14 protein-coding genes are annotated in these 14,951 nt (G+C 55.8%); 7 read left to right on the top strand and 7 right to left on the bottom strand.

All coding sequences use genetic code 11. The features are described 5' to 3' along the window. Positions 1 to 41: 41 nt before the first annotated feature. The 3 genes from trpD to mltA all read left to right on the top strand — a co-directional run bounded on the left by trpD (position 42) and on the right by mltA (position 3,131). Positions 42 to 1,085: an anthranilate phosphoribosyltransferase gene (trpD, locus tag F552_RS0104615; protein WP_018150552.1), complete on the top strand. Its 1,044-nt coding sequence runs from the start codon at positions 42 to 44 to the stop codon at positions 1,083 to 1,085. 66 nt (positions 1,086 to 1,151) lie between these two features. Further along, positions 1,152 to 1,943 (top strand): indole-3-glycerol phosphate synthase TrpC, encoded by a 792-nt coding sequence (trpC, locus tag F552_RS0104610; RefSeq protein ID WP_018150551.1) that lies wholly within the window; start codon positions 1,152 to 1,154, stop codon positions 1,941 to 1,943. A gap of 9 nt (positions 1,944 to 1,952) precedes the next feature. Then, the gene (gene mltA / locus F552_RS0104605) at positions 1,953 to 3,131 is read left to right on the top strand and encodes a murein transglycosylase A (RefSeq protein WP_018150550.1); all 1,179 of its coding nucleotides are present in this window, start codon (positions 1,953 to 1,955) and stop codon (positions 3,129 to 3,131) included. Positions 3,132 to 3,173: 42 nt separating this feature from the next. Here the strand turns inward: mltA and gcvA are convergent, their stop codons facing one another. Further along, positions 3,174 to 4,088, bottom strand: coding sequence for a transcriptional regulator GcvA (gene gcvA / locus F552_RS0104600; RefSeq protein ID WP_018150549.1), 915 nt, complete (start codon positions 4,086 to 4,088; stop codon positions 3,174 to 3,176). Between the two features lie 258 nt (positions 4,089 to 4,346). Between gcvA and F552_RS0104595 the strand changes: the two genes are divergently transcribed. Then, positions 4,347 to 5,663: an NAD(P)/FAD-dependent oxidoreductase gene (locus F552_RS0104595; protein WP_018150548.1), complete on the top strand. Its 1,317-nt coding sequence runs from the start codon at positions 4,347 to 4,349 to the stop codon at positions 5,661 to 5,663. Positions 5,664 to 5,883: 220 nt separating this feature from the next. Then, entirely contained in the window at positions 5,884 to 6,066 is a 183-nt protein-coding gene (locus F552_RS0104590; RefSeq protein WP_018150547.1) for a hypothetical protein, read from the top strand. Between the two features lie 279 nt (positions 6,067 to 6,345). Here F552_RS0104590 and ttcA read toward each other — a convergent pair whose 3' ends face one another. After that, positions 6,346 to 7,290, bottom strand: a complete 945-nt coding sequence (gene ttcA / locus F552_RS18525; RefSeq protein WP_156802220.1) for a tRNA 2-thiocytidine(32) synthetase TtcA — start codon at positions 7,288 to 7,290, stop codon at positions 6,346 to 6,348. A 222-nt stretch (positions 7,291 to 7,512) separates the two neighbouring features. After that, positions 7,513 to 7,755: an HP1242/YdcH family protein gene (locus tag F552_RS0104580; RefSeq protein WP_018150545.1), complete on the bottom strand. Its 243-nt coding sequence runs from the start codon at positions 7,753 to 7,755 to the stop codon at positions 7,513 to 7,515. Between the two features lie 243 nt (positions 7,756 to 7,998). Between F552_RS0104580 and F552_RS0104570 the strand changes: the two genes are divergently transcribed. Beyond that, positions 7,999 to 9,633, top strand: coding sequence for a methyl-accepting chemotaxis protein (locus tag F552_RS0104570; RefSeq protein ID WP_018150544.1), 1,635 nt, complete (start codon positions 7,999 to 8,001; stop codon positions 9,631 to 9,633). Positions 9,634 to 9,715: 82 nt separating this feature from the next. Here F552_RS0104570 and F552_RS0104565 read toward each other — a convergent pair whose 3' ends face one another. Next, positions 9,716 to 10,999: an MFS transporter gene (locus F552_RS0104565; RefSeq protein WP_018150543.1), complete on the bottom strand. Its 1,284-nt coding sequence runs from the start codon at positions 10,997 to 10,999 to the stop codon at positions 9,716 to 9,718. 120 nt (positions 11,000 to 11,119) lie between these two features. Between F552_RS0104565 and F552_RS0104560 the strand changes: the two genes are divergently transcribed. Continuing rightward, positions 11,120 to 11,734, top strand: a complete 615-nt coding sequence (locus tag F552_RS0104560; protein ID WP_018150542.1) for a TetR/AcrR family transcriptional regulator — start codon at positions 11,120 to 11,122, stop codon at positions 11,732 to 11,734. A 12-nt stretch (positions 11,735 to 11,746) separates the two neighbouring features. Here the strand turns inward: F552_RS0104560 and F552_RS0104555 are convergent, their stop codons facing one another. Genes F552_RS0104555 through F552_RS0104545 form a run of 3 tightly spaced genes read right to left on the bottom strand, consistent with a single transcriptional unit; the run spans position 11,747 to position 14,931 of the window. Continuing rightward, a complete protein-coding gene (locus F552_RS0104555; protein WP_245546655.1) occupies positions 11,747 to 12,205 on the bottom strand; it encodes a DNA-deoxyinosine glycosylase in 459 nt (152 codons plus the stop codon). A gap of 57 nt (positions 12,206 to 12,262) precedes the next feature. After that, positions 12,263 to 13,177, bottom strand: coding sequence for a ribosome biogenesis GTPase YlqF (ylqF, locus tag F552_RS0104550; RefSeq protein WP_018150540.1), 915 nt, complete (start codon positions 13,175 to 13,177; stop codon positions 12,263 to 12,265). A 53-nt stretch (positions 13,178 to 13,230) separates the two neighbouring features. Next, positions 13,231 to 14,931 carry a SulP family inorganic anion transporter gene (locus F552_RS0104545; protein ID WP_018150539.1) on the bottom strand — a complete coding sequence of 567 codons (1,701 nt, stop codon included), beginning with the start codon at positions 14,929 to 14,931 and terminating at the stop codon, positions 13,231 to 13,233. Positions 14,932 to 14,951 lie beyond the last annotated feature (20 nt).

Genomic DNA, 14,951 nt, shown 5'->3' with positions numbered 1-14,951 from the left:
AAATGATGGGCAACGGCGTTGCTGATCAATAGGAGAAACACATGATTACCCCACAAGAAGCCCTGGTCCGCGTGATTGAAAACCGGGAAATCTTCCACGATGAAATGCTGCACCTGATGCGCATGATCATGCAGGGTGAAATGTCCCCTACCGTCATGGCTGGGTTGATTATCGGTCTGCGGGTCAAAAAAGAAACGGTGGGCGAGATTACGGCTGCCGCTCAGGTCATGCGCGAGTTTGCGACCAAGGTTGACGTCGCCAATCACGACCGTCTGGTGGATATTGTTGGTACCGGCGGAGATGCCTCGCATACCTTTAATATTTCGACGGCCAGCATGTTTGTCGCGACAGCCGCGGGGGCACGCGTGGCCAAGCATGGTGGCCGGTCGGTGTCGTCCAGCTCCGGCAGTGCCGATGTACTGGAGTCGCTGGGTGTAAATCTGTCGTTGACCCCGGCACAAGTAGCCGAATGTATTGACGCCACCGGTATCGGGTTCATGTTTGCGCCGAACCACCACAGTGCCATGAAGCATGCGGCACCGGTGCGCAAAGAGCTGGGGGTGCGGACACTCTTCAATATTCTGGGACCGCTGACCAACCCGGCCGGGGCAAAAAACCAGCTGCTGGGCGTATTTCACCCGGATCTGGTGGGTATTCTGGTACGGGTATTGCAGCGCCTGGGCAGTGACCATGTACTGGTTGTGCATGGCCGCCCGCAAGACGGCAGTACCATTGGCCTGGATGAAATTACCCTGACCGGTGAATCGCTGGTTGGCGAGCTGGTGGATGGCCAGATCAAGGAATATGTGATTCATCCGGAGATGCTTGGGTTGCCAGTGTACAAACTGGAGCAATTCCGAGTCTCTAATCCGGAAGAGTCCAAAGCCAGACTGATTGCCGCTCTGGAAGGGACAGATATCCCGGCGCGTGACATTGTGCTGGCCAACGCGGGGGCAGCGCTGGTGTCTTCAGGCGTAGCCAAGTCATTGCAAGACGGGGTGCTGCTGGCCCGTGAGGCGGTGCAAAGCGGTGCGGCGCGCGCCAAACTGGACGAATTTGTGCAGTTTACCAAGCGCCTAGGCTAAGCCAGACCAATTTGGACGGGCAGTTGTGATTATTTAAAGGCGGTGGCATCCGCTGGAGTAGGGAACATGTCTTCTGATGTTTTGAAAAAAATCCTGGATGTAAAAGCGCAGGAAGTCGCCGCTGGCAAACAGCAGGTGTCTGATGCCGAGATGGCCCGGCGGGCGCAGGCTGCGCCACCGGCCCGGGATTTTGTCGGCGCAATCCGTGCCAAACATGCGGCCGGCCAGTCGGCCGTGATTGCCGAGATCAAGAAGGCCAGCCCCAGCAAGGGGTTGATCCGTGAACATTTTGTGCCCGAAGAAATTGCCGCCCAATACGAGCGCGGCGGCGCGGCATGTTTGTCTGTACTGACAGACCGTCAGTTTTTTCAGGGCGACGAGGCCTATCTGAAAGCCGCGCGGGCGGCATGTACGCTGCCTGTGCTGCGTAAAGACTTCATGATTGATATCTGGCAGGTCGATGAGGCGCGTGCCATGGGGGCAGACTGCATCTTGCTGATTGCGGCTGCGTTGACCTTGCCGGAGATGCAAACACTGGAAGCGCGTGCGTTTGAGCTGGGTATGGCTGTGCTGGTGGAAGTTCACAACGGTGATGAGCTGACCAGTGCCTTGCAATTGAAAACCCCGCTGCTGGGCATCAATAACCGCAACCTGCGTACCTTTGACGTTACCCTGCAAACGACGCTGGACCTGCTGGACCGGATTCCTGCAGACCGGATTGTGGTGACTGAAAGCGGCATTTTGCAGCCCGCCGATGTAAAGCTGATGCGCGACAATGCCGTGCATACCTTTCTGGTGGGCGAAGCGTTCATGCGGCAGCCCGACCCGGGCGTTGCCCTACAGCAATTCTTTGCCTGAGGCCGTCTCATGCGGAGACTCCGTGTCAGTGCCGTAACGGTTGCCGCGTTGTTGCTGGCGGCCTGTGCAGGCCCACAACGCCCTGCCACACCGGTAGCGGTGGTGCCGCCCGTGGTGTCACAAGACACTGCCAAGCCGGCTGTACCCGATGTCAAATGGAAGCGGGTGGCATGGTCTGACGTGCCATCTGGCTGGCAAATGGCAGGCAGCGGTGCTGCTTGGCAGACCGGGTGCCGGGTTCTGGCAGCAGACAGTCAGTGGGCTGCTCTGTGTCAGGCCGATCAATCTGCCTTGAATGATGTCAACTGGTGGCAAAGTCAGTTTGATGTGTATCAGGTATCGACAACGGACGGTAATGTGTCCGGCATGTTGACCGGCTACTACGAGCCGTATCTGTCCGGCAGTCTGAGCCGGACTTCCCGTTTCAATTATCCGGTCTATGGCGTACCTGCCGATTTGCTGACGCTGGATATGTCTGCGTTGTATCCGGAGCTCAAAGGAAGCCGTGTACGCGGTCGGGTTGAGGGTAAGCGGGTGTTGCCCTACTGGTCGAGAGAGGCCATAGAGGCCGGAAAGCTGCCAGCAGATACGCCGGTACTGGCCTGGGTAGATGACCCGGTGGCGCTGTTTTTCTTGCAAGTGCAAGGATCGGGTCGGATCAGGCTGGCAGATGGCAGGCAAGTCCGCTTGGGGTATGCCGACCAGAATGGTTACCCATACCAGTCTATCGGGCGAGAGCTGATTCGCCGGGGGGAGCTGACGCTGGATCAGGCCTCGATGCAAGGCATTCAGGCCTGGGCCAAGCGTAACCCGAGCCGCTTGCAAGGCCTGTTGAACGTGAACCCGAGTTATGTGTTTTTCCGCCAATTGCCGGACAGCAATGAAGGCCCGATTGGCAGCCTGAATGTGCCGTTGACAGAAGGGTACAGCATTGCCGTGGATACGCGGAGCGTGCCGCTGGGCGCGCCGGTGCTGCTGGAGACTCAGTTGCCAGATTCAACTCAGGCGGCACGGCGGCTGGTGATGGCGCAGGATACCGGTGGCGCCATCCGTGGCGCGGTGAGGGCCGACCTGTTTACCGGCCTCGGGGATGCCGCTGGCCAGCTGGCAGGCAGGATGCGCCAGCCGCTCAAGTATTGGGTGCTATGGCCAAAAGGCAAGCCTTTACCGGCGGAGATGCCGCGTTAGTCTTCATTCGTTGCCACATATTGAGCGGCAAACCGGCCAGATCTAAAGGTTATTGGCCATTTGCCTTTCGTATTCCCGGGCTTGCGCCAGCAGCCATTCGCTGAACTTCTGTAGAGCCGTGTTGTTTGCATTGTTATCCGGATACACCAGGTAGTAGCCCATGTCTGTCTTCAGCGACAGATTAAACGGAATCACCAGCACACCTGTCGATAATTCTTCCTGTACCAGAAACCGCGGTACAAGCGCCACGCCGAGTTTTGCCTTGGCGGCTTCTACCAGCATAGAGAACAATTCGAACCTGGGTCCGACCATGGCATTCTGATGCGGGTAACCGGCCGCATTGAACCATTTCCGCCAGGCATCATGTCGGGCCGACTGATGCAAAAGCGTCAGCTTGGCCAGATCCGTAATGTCGTTGCATTGCTGGGTGTCCAACAGCTTCGGGCTGCATACGGGCACCGTTTCTTCCCCGAACAGGTATTCGGCCCTGGCGCCCGGCCAGATGTCTGTCCCGAAATGGATGGCCGCATCAAACGGCGTATCGGTAAACAGAAAAGGCTCAGCCTTGGTGGTGATGTTTAGCGTGATATCCGGGTGCGCCGCATAAAACAACGGTAACCTTGGTATCAGCCAGCGCGTGGTAAAGGTCGGGATGGCGGCCAGCTCCAGAATACCGCCCACCCCTTCGTGCGCCATGATGGATAGCGCATTGCGTTCTATCCGGTCCAGATCTTCTTGCACCTGCTTTGCATACACCTTGCCTGCCTCGGTTAGTGATACCCGCCGTTTGGCGCGGCTAAACAGATCCACACCCAGAAATGCTTCCAGACTGGCGATTTGCTTGCAGATCGCACTTTGCGTCAGGGAAAGCTCTTCGGCTGCACGGGTAAAACTCTGGTGCTTGGCCGCGGCTTCAAAGGCCGTCAGGGATTCTATGCTGGGGATCTTGCGGCGCATATGTATTCCTTTTGTTCACAATATGCTGATTTTTTATCGCTTGCTTCACAGGTGCTAAACCGTAGAATTCAGTAAAAACAAGGGTTACTGCTGATGTTGCCGGTTTGTGCTGTCTTCCATGTCTAAAAGATAGTGCATTTACGGAATGTTTTCAAATATTTGTCATCTGCCTGTCATGTGTAGATGTCGATATGCTAATGACGAGCCAGATGCAATGCCCAGGCAAAAGATTGTGTAAATCCAAGGAGTAAAGACCGTATGTCTGCAAATACCAAAACGCATCGGGTCGTGATTGTCGGCGGCGGTGCTGGCGGGCTGGCACTGGCGACCCGTCTGGGTAATCGTTTCAAACGCAAAAATCAGGTGGAAGTGACGCTGGTGGACCAGTCCAGAACACATATCTGGAAGCCACTGCTGCATGAAATTGCGGCTGGCAGCCTGAACCCGGACAAGGAAGGGCTGGATTATCTGGCGCAAGCACGATGGCACGGATTCCGGTTTTGTCTGGGCAAGATGGACGGGATCGATCGTCAGCAGAAAGTCATCCGCGTTGCACCAACGCTGGATGAACAGGGGGATGTCCTGGTCCCGAGACGGGATATCGCCTATGACACGCTGGTGATTGCCGTTGGCAGCCTTACCAATGATTTCGGGACCGAAGGCGTCAAGGAACATGCGATTAGCCTTAATACACCGGCGCAAGCTTCTCTGTTTCATCACCGGCTGGTAAACGCCTGTGTCCGCGCCAGCCTGCAGACCGACCCGATGCGGCCGGAACAGCTCCATGTAACCATTATCGGGGCGGGCGCCACGGGTGTGGAACTGGCAGCAGAGTTGCGTAATACCACCAGAGAACTGGTGGCATATGGCCGTGAGTCGATCAATCCGGACCAGGATATCAAGCTGACCATCATCGAGGCTGGCGAGCGTGTGCTGCCAGCCCTGCCGCCGGCGCTTTCCGCCAATGCCATGAAGCTGCTGCACAAGATGAATGTCGAGATACTGACCGGTGAGCGCGTGACGCGTGTGACCCGTACCTTGGTGGAAACGGCAAGCGGCAAGCAGGTACCGTCGGAGCTGGTGGTGTGGGCGGCCGGGGTGAAGGCGCCGGCATTTCTGGCCGAGCTGGATGGCCTGGAGGTGAATCGCATCAACCAGCTACTGGTAACCCCTGCCTTGCAGACCACAAAAGATGAAGACATTTTTGTGCTGGGTGATAGTGCCGCGTGCCCGAACGGCACCGGTTGGGTGCCTCCCAGAGCGCAGGCTGCCAACCAGCAGGCCAGACACATGGAACAGAATTTTGTGCGCCTGATGCAGGGCAAGCCGCTGCAACCCTTTGTGTATACCGATTTCGGGTCCCTGATCTCCCTGGGCAAATACAGTACAGTGGGCAGCCTGATGAGCTCGCTGTCCAGAAAGAGTCTGTTTGTGCAGGGGCAGTTTGCACGGCTGATGTACCTGTTTTTGTACGGCAAACACAAGATGGCCCTGCATGGTGTATGCCGGACATCGATGGCGGCAGCCGGGCGTCTGCTGACCCGGCGGGTTGAGCCTCATGTGAAGCTGCACTGACCAACTTGGTTCCGTTTATTCACAATCTTATGAATTTATATCGCTTGTGAAGCAATGGGTAACTTGTGAAAATTACTCTATAGAAATCAGGGGTTAGCGGTGATTGTTAATCCTTGTTTTTATCATGACAAGAATAAAGTTTGTGTGCCACAGGAAGGAAGCTACCCGGTAATAACCGGGTGACCACTGGCAACTTTTAAACACCAGGATGCAGGGGAACATGAAAGTGATTGAACAAATGTTGGAGCAGGGCGAGCGTGATATCCAGACGCTGTTTTCGTTGGGCGACTGGCCACTGGGCAATATCATGGTGGGCGGTCAGCAACAGGTTTTTCTGGCTGCTGAAGAAGCACCCCAGGAAGACAGTGAAACGCAGGATGTCGCCGTCCTTGGCTATGACTGATTATTTGCCCGTGAAGATTTGCAAATAAGAAACAGTCGGCACTGATTTTGACGCTTTGCCCGTTTTATATGGGCATGGTGTAGTGTTACCGCTTGAAAATTCTGATGAATCTCGTTATTGTCGCCATCAGAATGAATTAAAAAGTTTCATCGTGTAGGTACGCGCCCCACTCATATGGACTGCAACCATCGTGGGGCGTTTTTTTGTCTGTCGATCCGGGAAACCGGTGGAAAGATCTGCATCCAGCATATGGACACAGACCCTCACAGGATGTGATGGTTAGTCCAGATTCAGCTTTTGTGGCGCAAACAGTCGGGACATCTCGTTGACTGGCGCAACTTCTTCTTCATCAAACAGGGTATCGCCGCCTTCTGGCAAGATACCGTCCGATTTCAGGTCCTTGAAGTTAAACAGATCATGGTCATTCAGGTGACTTGGCACCACGTTGGATAACGCGTTGTACATGGTTTCCAGGCGGCCTGGGTGCTTCTTGTCCCAGTCGCGCAGCATGTCGCCTACCACTTGCCGCTGCAGGTTGGGTTGCGAACCGCACAGGTTGCACGGAATGATCGGGAATTCTTTAAGCTTGGCGTAACGGATCAGGTCTTTTTCGCGTACATACGCCAGCGGGCGGATCACCATGTGTTCGCCGTTGTCCGACACCAGTTTGGGTGGCATGCCTTTTAGTTTGGCGCCATAGAAGAAGTTCAGGAAGAACGTCGCCAGAATGTCGTCACGATGGTGGCCCAGGGCAATCTTGGTGCAGCCTTCTTCCGTTGCAACCCGGTACAGGATGCCGCGGCGCAGGCGCGAGCACAGGCTACAGGTCGTTTTGCCTTCTTCAACCACCCGTTTCACGATGCTGTAGGTATCTTGTTCGATAATCCGATACGGTACGCCTACCGATTTCAGATAAGCGGGCAGAACGTCTTCCGGAAAACCTGGCTGTTTCTGGTCCAGGTTAACGGCCAGCAGTTCGAACTTGACCGGTGCGTTGCGCTGCAGGCTCATCAGGATGTCCAGCATGCCGTAGCTGTCTTTGCCGCCAGACAGGCACACCATGACCTTGTCGCCTTCTTCAATCATGTTGTAATCACGAATGGCATCACCAACGGCATGACGCAGGCGTTTGTTGAGCTTGTTCATTTCAAAACGCTGCTTCTTGTCTTTTTCGGCAAGCTCTTTCGCCGCCAGGTCTTGTGCGTCTGACGGGGCTTCTAACATGATATTTTCGGCTGAAGACATGATGATATTGTCTCTGATACGGGTTCTGTAAGGTCGCGGATTATCTCATACCCCGCATAGTGGTACAAGGCTTTGATTTCAAAATGCTTTTTAAGCAGAAAAGATACAGAAAAGAATTGATCTGCCTCAGGAGATTACCGGTAGCCCAAATGAAAAATGCCAGAGGTTGCAGGCCTCTGGCATTCAGGAGAACTGGTGCAATCAGTTGCTTGCAGTCAGCAGTCCGTACAGTTTGTCTTTCAGCTGAAGACGTTGTTTCTTCATGTCTTCCAGTGCCACATCCGACAGCGCTTCCAGGCCATCTTCTGCGCGGCAAACAGCTTTGTCCACATTTTCATATTCATCGAACAGCTTGGCAAAATGGGCATTACCTGTTTTCAGAACATGAATCTGATCACGCAATTCCGGGAATTCGCTAACGAGTGGATGGTGTTCTACGTGCATTCTTGCGTCCTTTTGTTGTTTCGAATTGACAGTTTCAGTGTAGACAGGCAGGGCAATATTCGGTTTGACCTATATCAAAAAGATCAAACCCAGCTGTTTGGCTTGTGGCTGCCTGATGGCGGCTATGCAAGGCGTGTCGTGCCGTATAAAAACTGACATGTTATAGTGCTAGAATTACGGCATAAATGCCATGCTGGCATCAAAATAAAATTAACCGACATGCTTAGGGGAAAGATGTTGAATATGTTAAGTCGTTTGCGCTTGCAAACCCGCATCCTGCTGTTGCTGGTCTTGATGAATGTGGTCACCATTGCGGCCTTTGTCTTGTATGCCCAGTTTGCAAAATCCAGAGATTTGCGTGATGAAATGGATACCCGTTTGTCTGCCGCGGCCCATGCCGTACCCAGAATGCTGGGGGATGACTATCTGCTGCGCCTGCGTGCCGCCGATGGCCTGAAACCGGGTGAGTACGAGCAGGCAACTGCCCGCTTGGGGAATTATGCGCAGGATGTCGGGCTGAAGTTTGCCTATGTGATGATGGTGCAAAACGGCAAGGTGTACTACCTCAATGATGGCGCTTCAGATGAAGATATTGCCAAAGGCAATTATGCCAAACATCTGGCAGTGTATGACGATGCCAGCCCGAAAGTGGCCGAAGCAGACCGGACGGGGACCCCGCTGTTTGATGAGTATTCTGACAAGTTCGGAACCTTCCGTTCGGTATTTTTGCCGCTCAAAGACCGTCAGGGTCAGAAATACGTGGTGGGGGTGGATGTGACCGTTAGTCATATTCAGGGCTTGCTGCTGGATAACCTGATCAAGCTGTCTGCCATTGGTGGCGTGCTGCTGTGTCTGGGTATTTTCTTGTCGTGGTGGTTTTCCAGGATGCTGGCCGGTACGGTGTCATCGCTGACGGCGGAAATTACCACCATTGCCATGGCAAAGGATTTGACGCATCCACTGTCGGTCCGCCGGCATGATGAACTGGGCATGATGGCAAAAAGCCTGTCTGCCCTGCTGGAGCAGATTCGCCATGCTTTCCGTCAGGCAAAGCATGGGGCAGACCAGAATGCGCGCGTCGCCCGTGAATTTGTGCATGCATCAGATGCCATGCGCCAGCAGGTGCAGTCTGGCGCGGTCAGTCTGGGGGACGTGGCCGGATATGCGGGGACCATTCAGGCACGCGCAGAAAGTGCTGCCGGATTATCGGATACAGCCGTTAAGGAGCTGGCAGATGCGCGCCAGCGGCTGGATGAAGTGCGCGGAGTGGTGTCTGCCATGGCCAGCACGGTCGAGCAGAGCGCGCAGGCAAGTGATCAGCTGGCGTCCGAACTGCATGCGCTGACGACAGAAACCCAGAATATCAGTGTGGTACTGGCGGATATTGGCCGGATATCCAAACAGACTAACCTGCTGGCGCTGAATGCAGCCATTGAGTCTGCAAGGGCGGGTGAGCAGGGGCGCGGCTTTGCCGTGGTGGCGGACGAAGTACGCAAGCTGGCCTTGCAGACCGATGTGGCGCTGGAGCAGACCAATACGGTGATCGAGCGTATTGTCACCTCGATCGAAAACGTCTCTGGCCGTATTCATGAAAATACCACTGGTACGCGTGCGCTGGTAGAGCGCAGTCAGGGGGCCATGCACGCCATGCAGGAAATGACTGCCCAGATGCAGCGTGTGGGGGATGTGGTAGATGAGTCCCGCTCGGGCGCCAATGATATTCGCGAAGCGGTGCAGGCCATTACCCAGCAGCTGGACGGGTTGGCGGGGGTGTTGCATGCGGGCGAAAAAGATGCGACGGCGATTTTGACCACGGCTCGCCAGCTCGGGCATTCATCCGACGAGCTGATTCTACAGATTGACGCCTTCAAGGCGTAATAACTGACCGACGTTGCTGGTAGGCTGTGCAGAGGTAAGCAAAAAAATCCCCCGTCTTTGACAAGGCGGGGGATTTTTTTCATCAAGCAGGGTTCACCGCCAGCACCGGTTTGCGGTTGATGCGCAAGACGACAATCGCAGCGGCCAGGCACAGCACACCGGCCAATGTAGTCGCCAATGTGTAATTGCCCAGATTGTTACGGAGCACGCCGCCCATCAAGGCCGAGAACGCAGCGCCCAGCTGATGGCCGGACACAATCCAGCCGAAGATGATGGGCGCATCTTTTTTGCCAAAGACATCGTTGGTCAAGCGAACGGTTGGCGGTACGGTTGCCACCCAGTCCAGACCATAGAACAAGGCAAACACCGGCAAACCAAAATAGCTGAGCCCGAATGCCATTGGCAGGTAGATCAGCGCCAGCCCACGCAGGCCGTAATACCAGAACAGCAACACACGGTTGTTCATGCGGTCAGACATCCAGCCGGACAAGGTAGTCCCGACCAGATCCAGTGCCCCCATGGCGGCCAGAATCGACGCGGCCTTCACCTCGTTCAGCCCATAGTCACCGCACATGGCGATAAAGTGGGTACCGATATAACCATTGGTGGTGGCGCCACAGACAAAAAAGCTGAAGAACAACAACCAGAAATCCTTGACCTTGGCGGCCTTTTTGAGGGCCAGAAAGGCATTGGTGATCGGGTTGGGGCGAGGTTCTTGGCTGGTACTTGCCGGGGCATCCGGTTCATCGCCATACAGCGGTAAATCCAGCGACTGCGGTTTTTCCGGCAGCAGGAAGTAGACCAATGGCAACAGTACGAGCGCACCCACAGCAATTGTCAGCACGACGGGACGCCAGCCGTAATGCGTGACAATGGTGGCCAGCAAGGGCAGGAAGACCAGTTGCCCGGTGGCCGAACTGGCCGTGAGCAGGCCCATGGCAAAGCCGCGGCGCTGGCTAAACCATTGGCTGACGATGGTGGCGCCCAGCGTGGTTGAGGTGACGCCGGTGGCACAGCCCACAATAAAGCCCCAGATCAGCCACATCTGCCATGAGGCTTGCATCAGGCTGGACATGCCTACGCTGATGGCGAGCACAGCCAGTGCGGCCAGTACCGTGCGACGAATACCAAAGTGCTGCATGGCGGCGGCAGAAAACGGGCCAATCAGCCCGAAAAGCGCCAGATTAATGGCAAGCGCCATGGAGATGGTGGCACGACTCCAGCCAAAGGTTTGCTCCAGTGGCAGCATCATCACGCTGGGGGCGGCGCGTGTGCCTGCCGTGATCAGCATGATCAGAAAAGTGACGGCCAGTACGATCCATGCATAGTGAAAGCGGGATCTGGCCCAGTTGGCAATCATTGACATCGTCGTGCCCTTAGTCTGGTGATAAATTAAATGTTACTGTTTGGTAACATTTTGTTGAATGGTATAGTACTGGTTAGTAACATGTCAAACCCGATGACACATATTTTTTGAGTGAACCCCATGACCACCCCGAACGAAACCCCGCAGACCAAGCGCAAACAGATTCGCAGTGCAGATGCCCAGGCCCGTATTCTGGAGGCAGTGGACGAGCTGTTTTATCAAGAAGGTGCTCACGCTGTCAGCGTAGACGAGGTGGTGCTGCGCGCGGGTGTCAACAAGATGAGCCTGTACCGGCAGTTTGCCTCTAAAGATGCGCTGCTGATGTATTACCTGCAAGGTCGGGACAAGACATTCTGGGGATATTTCGAGACAAGCATTGCCAAGCATCCGGATCAGCCGGCCAAGCAGATGCAGCAGTTTTTTGATGATCTGGCCTTGCGCGTGCGTCGACCGGGTTACCGGGGGTGCGCGTTTGTGAACATGGCGGTGGAGTTTCCGGCGCGGACGTCAGCTGCACGGCAGTTTGTGGCAGATAACAAGGGCAAGCTTTATGAGCGTTTTCTGGCACTGGCGACCCAGGCGGGGGCGAAGTCGCCAGCCATGCTGGCCAGCGGGCTGGCGTTGCTGACCGAAGGTGCCTATGCGGCCAGTCAGACCTATGAGCCAGGGCATTCGGTGTTGGAGCATCTGCCTGCGGCCGCGGCCGCCTTGATTGCCGCCGCCGGTTGCCAGTAGGTAACCTGTGGTTCAGGTGTTCAGCACCGTCGCCAGTTGCAGCCATGCGTCACGTTTGTGTTCGAACGGCATGGTAAAGGCCGGGCTGCTGGATGGCAGGATGCAATAGGGCTGATGAGCTGGTAGCTGGATATGTGCCTTGCCCGCTGTCTGGCCATTGAAAGCAACCAGCCGGATATCCGGCAGTTGCGCCAGCAGGTCTTGCAGGTCATTGTGATGGATATCCCTGAGCTGGCTATCCAGACTGCCTTGGCGTCTGGCTTTGGCGACAACATCCCAGAGGCCAATGTGGTGCGCCAGCAGTGTGTTCAGTCGTTGCTCATAGGGCAGCACGCAGAGTGGTGACTGGATGACTGCTTCTATCAGGCGCCAGAAATGATTGCGCGGATGGGCGTAGTATTGCTGCGCTTGCAGCGAGGCAACGCCGGGCAAACTCCCCAATACCAAGACCCGCGTATGTCGATCTGTCACGGGGGCAAAGCAAGTGTTTTCCGGCGTTGTCATGCGTTGGTGGACTTGCGTTGGCGCTTAGTCCGCGGCCTGGCCGGCGTCTTCGTCGTTTTCTTCTTCCGGTAGCGGTTCTGGTGGCGTAGCCAGCATCTCGGTGACTTCGGCCAGGGTTTCCAGCGTGATGCGCCCCAGTGCGCCACTGCGGTAATCGGTCAGCAGGGTCATGGCTGCTTTTTCCAGATCCAGATCGCCCCCCTTCATGCGGAAGGCACGCCGTTTGGCTATGTGCTCGATCAGCGCGACACCGTCTGTCACCCCTTCAATGCCCTTGTAACGGGTTGCCAGCAGTTCAGCGTAGTGACTCAGCAGGTAATCCCCCAGATAAGTGGCCACTTCTTCTTCGTAGTATGCATTGCGGCCGATGGTATGGCTGGCAGCCAGTTTAAGGCCGTCCTGGGCATAACTGATCTTGGGCCACAGCATCCCCGGGGTATCGGTGATCATCATGCGTTCATTGATGTCCAGGCGCTGCTGGGATTTGGTCACGGCGGGTTCATCGCCCACGGCTGCTACGCGGCGTTTCAGCAAGGCATTCATCAGGGTGGATTTGCCCACGTTGGGAATCCCCATGATCATGATGCGCAGCGGCTTTTGCGCCGTGCCACGGTGCGGGGTCAGCTTCAGACACAAGTCCGGAATACGGGCTACATCTGCCGGCTTCTTGCAGCTGATGGCCACCGCCTTCATGTTGGGCTGGCTGTTAAAGTGATCCAGCCACTCTTTGGTAATGGCCGGGTCGGCAATGTCGGTTTTGTTGAGCAACAGCAGGGCCGGGCGCTGGCGGTGCAAACGCAGCTCTTCCAGCATCGGGTTGCGACTGGCGTGCGGGATGCGTGCATCGACGACCTCGATCACCATATCGGTTTTTTCCATGGTTTCAGCCGCTTTTTTGCGGGCTGCATTCATGTGGCCGGGGAACCATTGGATAGACATTGCTTGTTACTCTTGCTCAGGTTGAATAGGGCGCTATTGTACCTGTCATTTGTTCAGGTTTCGATGATTGTGCCTGTTTTGATGCTTTCTGTTGGCAAAATGGCGGCTGCGTGTTGTAAAGCGCTCGCAAGATCGGGGTAAATATGGTCTTCACCCAGCAGTCTGACAAGCCCGGCGTCTTCCAGTAATTGGTGCATGTCCGGGTTGGCGCCGCACAGGATCAACTGTTGTTTTTTGGCTGCCAGTTTGCTGTGCAGCAGCGCCAGGGTTAGCAAACCGGTGGTGTCCAGCAAGACGATCCGGTGCAATTGCAGGATGATGATGCAGGCCTCGCGAGGGTCGAGCTTCAGCAACTGGTCGAGCTTGTCGGCCGAGCCAAAGAACAGGGCACCTTCTACACGGTAAGCATGTACCCCCATGGGGATGGTCTTGCCGACAATGGATTGGCGTTCGAACAGTTGCGCATGGGCTGGCGTCAGCCGGTTAAGCGAGGTTTGTGCCGACATTCGGGTGACAAAGAACAACCCTGCCAGCAGCAGGCCGATCTGTACGGCCACTGTCAGGTCAAAGATGACCGTCAAGGCAAAGGTTAGCGCCAGGACCATGGTGTCGCGCTTGGGAAACTGCCGTGCCTTGCGGATATCCCAGTCTCCCATTTTAATGGCAACCGAGACCAGAATAGCCGCCAGGCCCGCCATGGGAATATAGCTGGCCAGTGGTGCCGCCACAACCATGATCAGCAGCAACAGCAGGGCATGAAAGATGCCTGCAAACGGTGTTTTGCCACCATTCTGGATATTGGTAGCTGTGCGGGCGATGGCGCCGGTGGCGGCAATCCCCCCGAAAAACGGCACCACCATATTGGCGATGCCTTGGGCCATCAGTTCCTGATTGGCATCGTGCTTGTCGCTGGTCAGGTTGTCCGCCACGACTGCACACAATAACGATTCAATCGCCCCCAGAATGGCAATGGTTAGTGCCGGGCTGAGCAAATCCGAAAAATTCGCCAGATCAATGGGGATCCATTGCGGCAATGGTAAACCCTGCGGAATACCACCAAACCGGCTACCGATGGTGGCCAGCTGCAGATGAAACGGGGTATTGATGAGCGCAACCACCACGCTGCTGCCGACCAGCGCGACAAAGGGGGAGGGCAGGCGCTTGTTCCAGCGTTTTGGCCAGGTCAGGATCAGCAGCAGGCAGGCCGTTGCGAGCAGGGTGGTCGGGATATTTACCGTCAAGCGGTACTCCCAGAGTGTTTTGATGGCCAGAAAAAACTGCGAGGGCATCTTTTGTACGCTAAGGCCAAAAAAATCTTTCAGCTGGGTTAAGAAGATCAGTACGGCAATGCCATTGGTAAATCCGGTGATCAGTGGCATGGGAAAGAACTTGATGATTTGACCCAGCCGCATCATGCCCATCAGAAACAGGATGATGCCAGCCATGAACGTACAGACAAACAGGTTGGCCAGGCCGTATTTGGCCACAATGCCCGCCAGAATGACGATATAGGCCCCGGTCGGCCCGCCGATGCACATGCGGGTTCCGCCCAGCGCAGAGATGATCAGCCCGGCCAGAATGGCGGTAATCAACCCGGCTTGCGGCGGCACGCCACTGGCAATTGCAAAGGCCATGGCCAGCGGCAGGGCAACGATGCCGACCGTGATGCCGGACAGCAAATCCGCCTTGAACAGGGCGGCAGAATAATGGCGGACATGGTGGAAGAATTGTGGCCGGAAAGTAAATGCCTGCATTGCCCTGCTCCATGTGTGAA

It is taken from the genome of Leeia oryzae DSM 17879 (assembly GCF_000376945.1).
GTDB classification, from domain to species: domain Bacteria; phylum Pseudomonadota; class Gammaproteobacteria; order Burkholderiales; family Leeiaceae; genus Leeia; species Leeia oryzae.
Note: the sequence above shows the minus strand (reverse complement) of the source record. Positions and strands in the feature narration are given on the sequence as shown.

Coding starts and splice junctions, on each gene's coding strand:
- F552_RS0104580 (WP_018150545.1), bottom strand. CDS start 7,755: ATGCACGTAGAACACCATCCACTCGTTAGCGAATTCCCGGAATTGCGT.
- trpC (WP_018150551.1), top strand. CDS start 1,152: ATGTCTTCTGATGTTTTGAAAAAAATCCTGGATGTAAAAGCGCAGGAA.
- gcvA (WP_018150549.1), bottom strand. CDS start 4,088: ATGCGCCGCAAGATCCCCAGCATAGAATCCCTGACGGCCTTTGAAGCC.
- F552_RS0104545 (WP_018150539.1), bottom strand. CDS start 14,931: ATGCAGGCATTTACTTTCCGGCCACAATTCTTCCACCATGTCCGCCAT.
- F552_RS0104590 (WP_018150547.1), top strand. CDS start 5,884: ATGAAAGTGATTGAACAAATGTTGGAGCAGGGCGAGCGTGATATCCAG.
- mltA (WP_018150550.1), top strand. CDS start 1,953: ATGCGGAGACTCCGTGTCAGTGCCGTAACGGTTGCCGCGTTGTTGCTG.
- F552_RS0104565 (WP_018150543.1), bottom strand. CDS start 10,999: ATGTCAATGATTGCCAACTGGGCCAGATCCCGCTTTCACTATGCATGG.
- ttcA (WP_156802220.1), bottom strand. CDS start 7,290: ATGTTAGAAGCCCCGTCAGACGCACAAGACCTGGCGGCGAAAGAGCTT.
- trpD (WP_018150552.1), top strand. CDS start 42: ATGATTACCCCACAAGAAGCCCTGGTCCGCGTGATTGAAAACCGGGAA.
- F552_RS0104560 (WP_018150542.1), top strand. CDS start 11,120: ATGACCACCCCGAACGAAACCCCGCAGACCAAGCGCAAACAGATTCGC.
- F552_RS0104570 (WP_018150544.1), top strand. CDS start 7,999: ATGTTAAGTCGTTTGCGCTTGCAAACCCGCATCCTGCTGTTGCTGGTC.
- F552_RS0104595 (WP_018150548.1), top strand. CDS start 4,347: ATGTCTGCAAATACCAAAACGCATCGGGTCGTGATTGTCGGCGGCGGT.
- ylqF (WP_018150540.1), bottom strand. CDS start 13,177: ATGTCTATCCAATGGTTCCCCGGCCACATGAATGCAGCCCGCAAAAAA.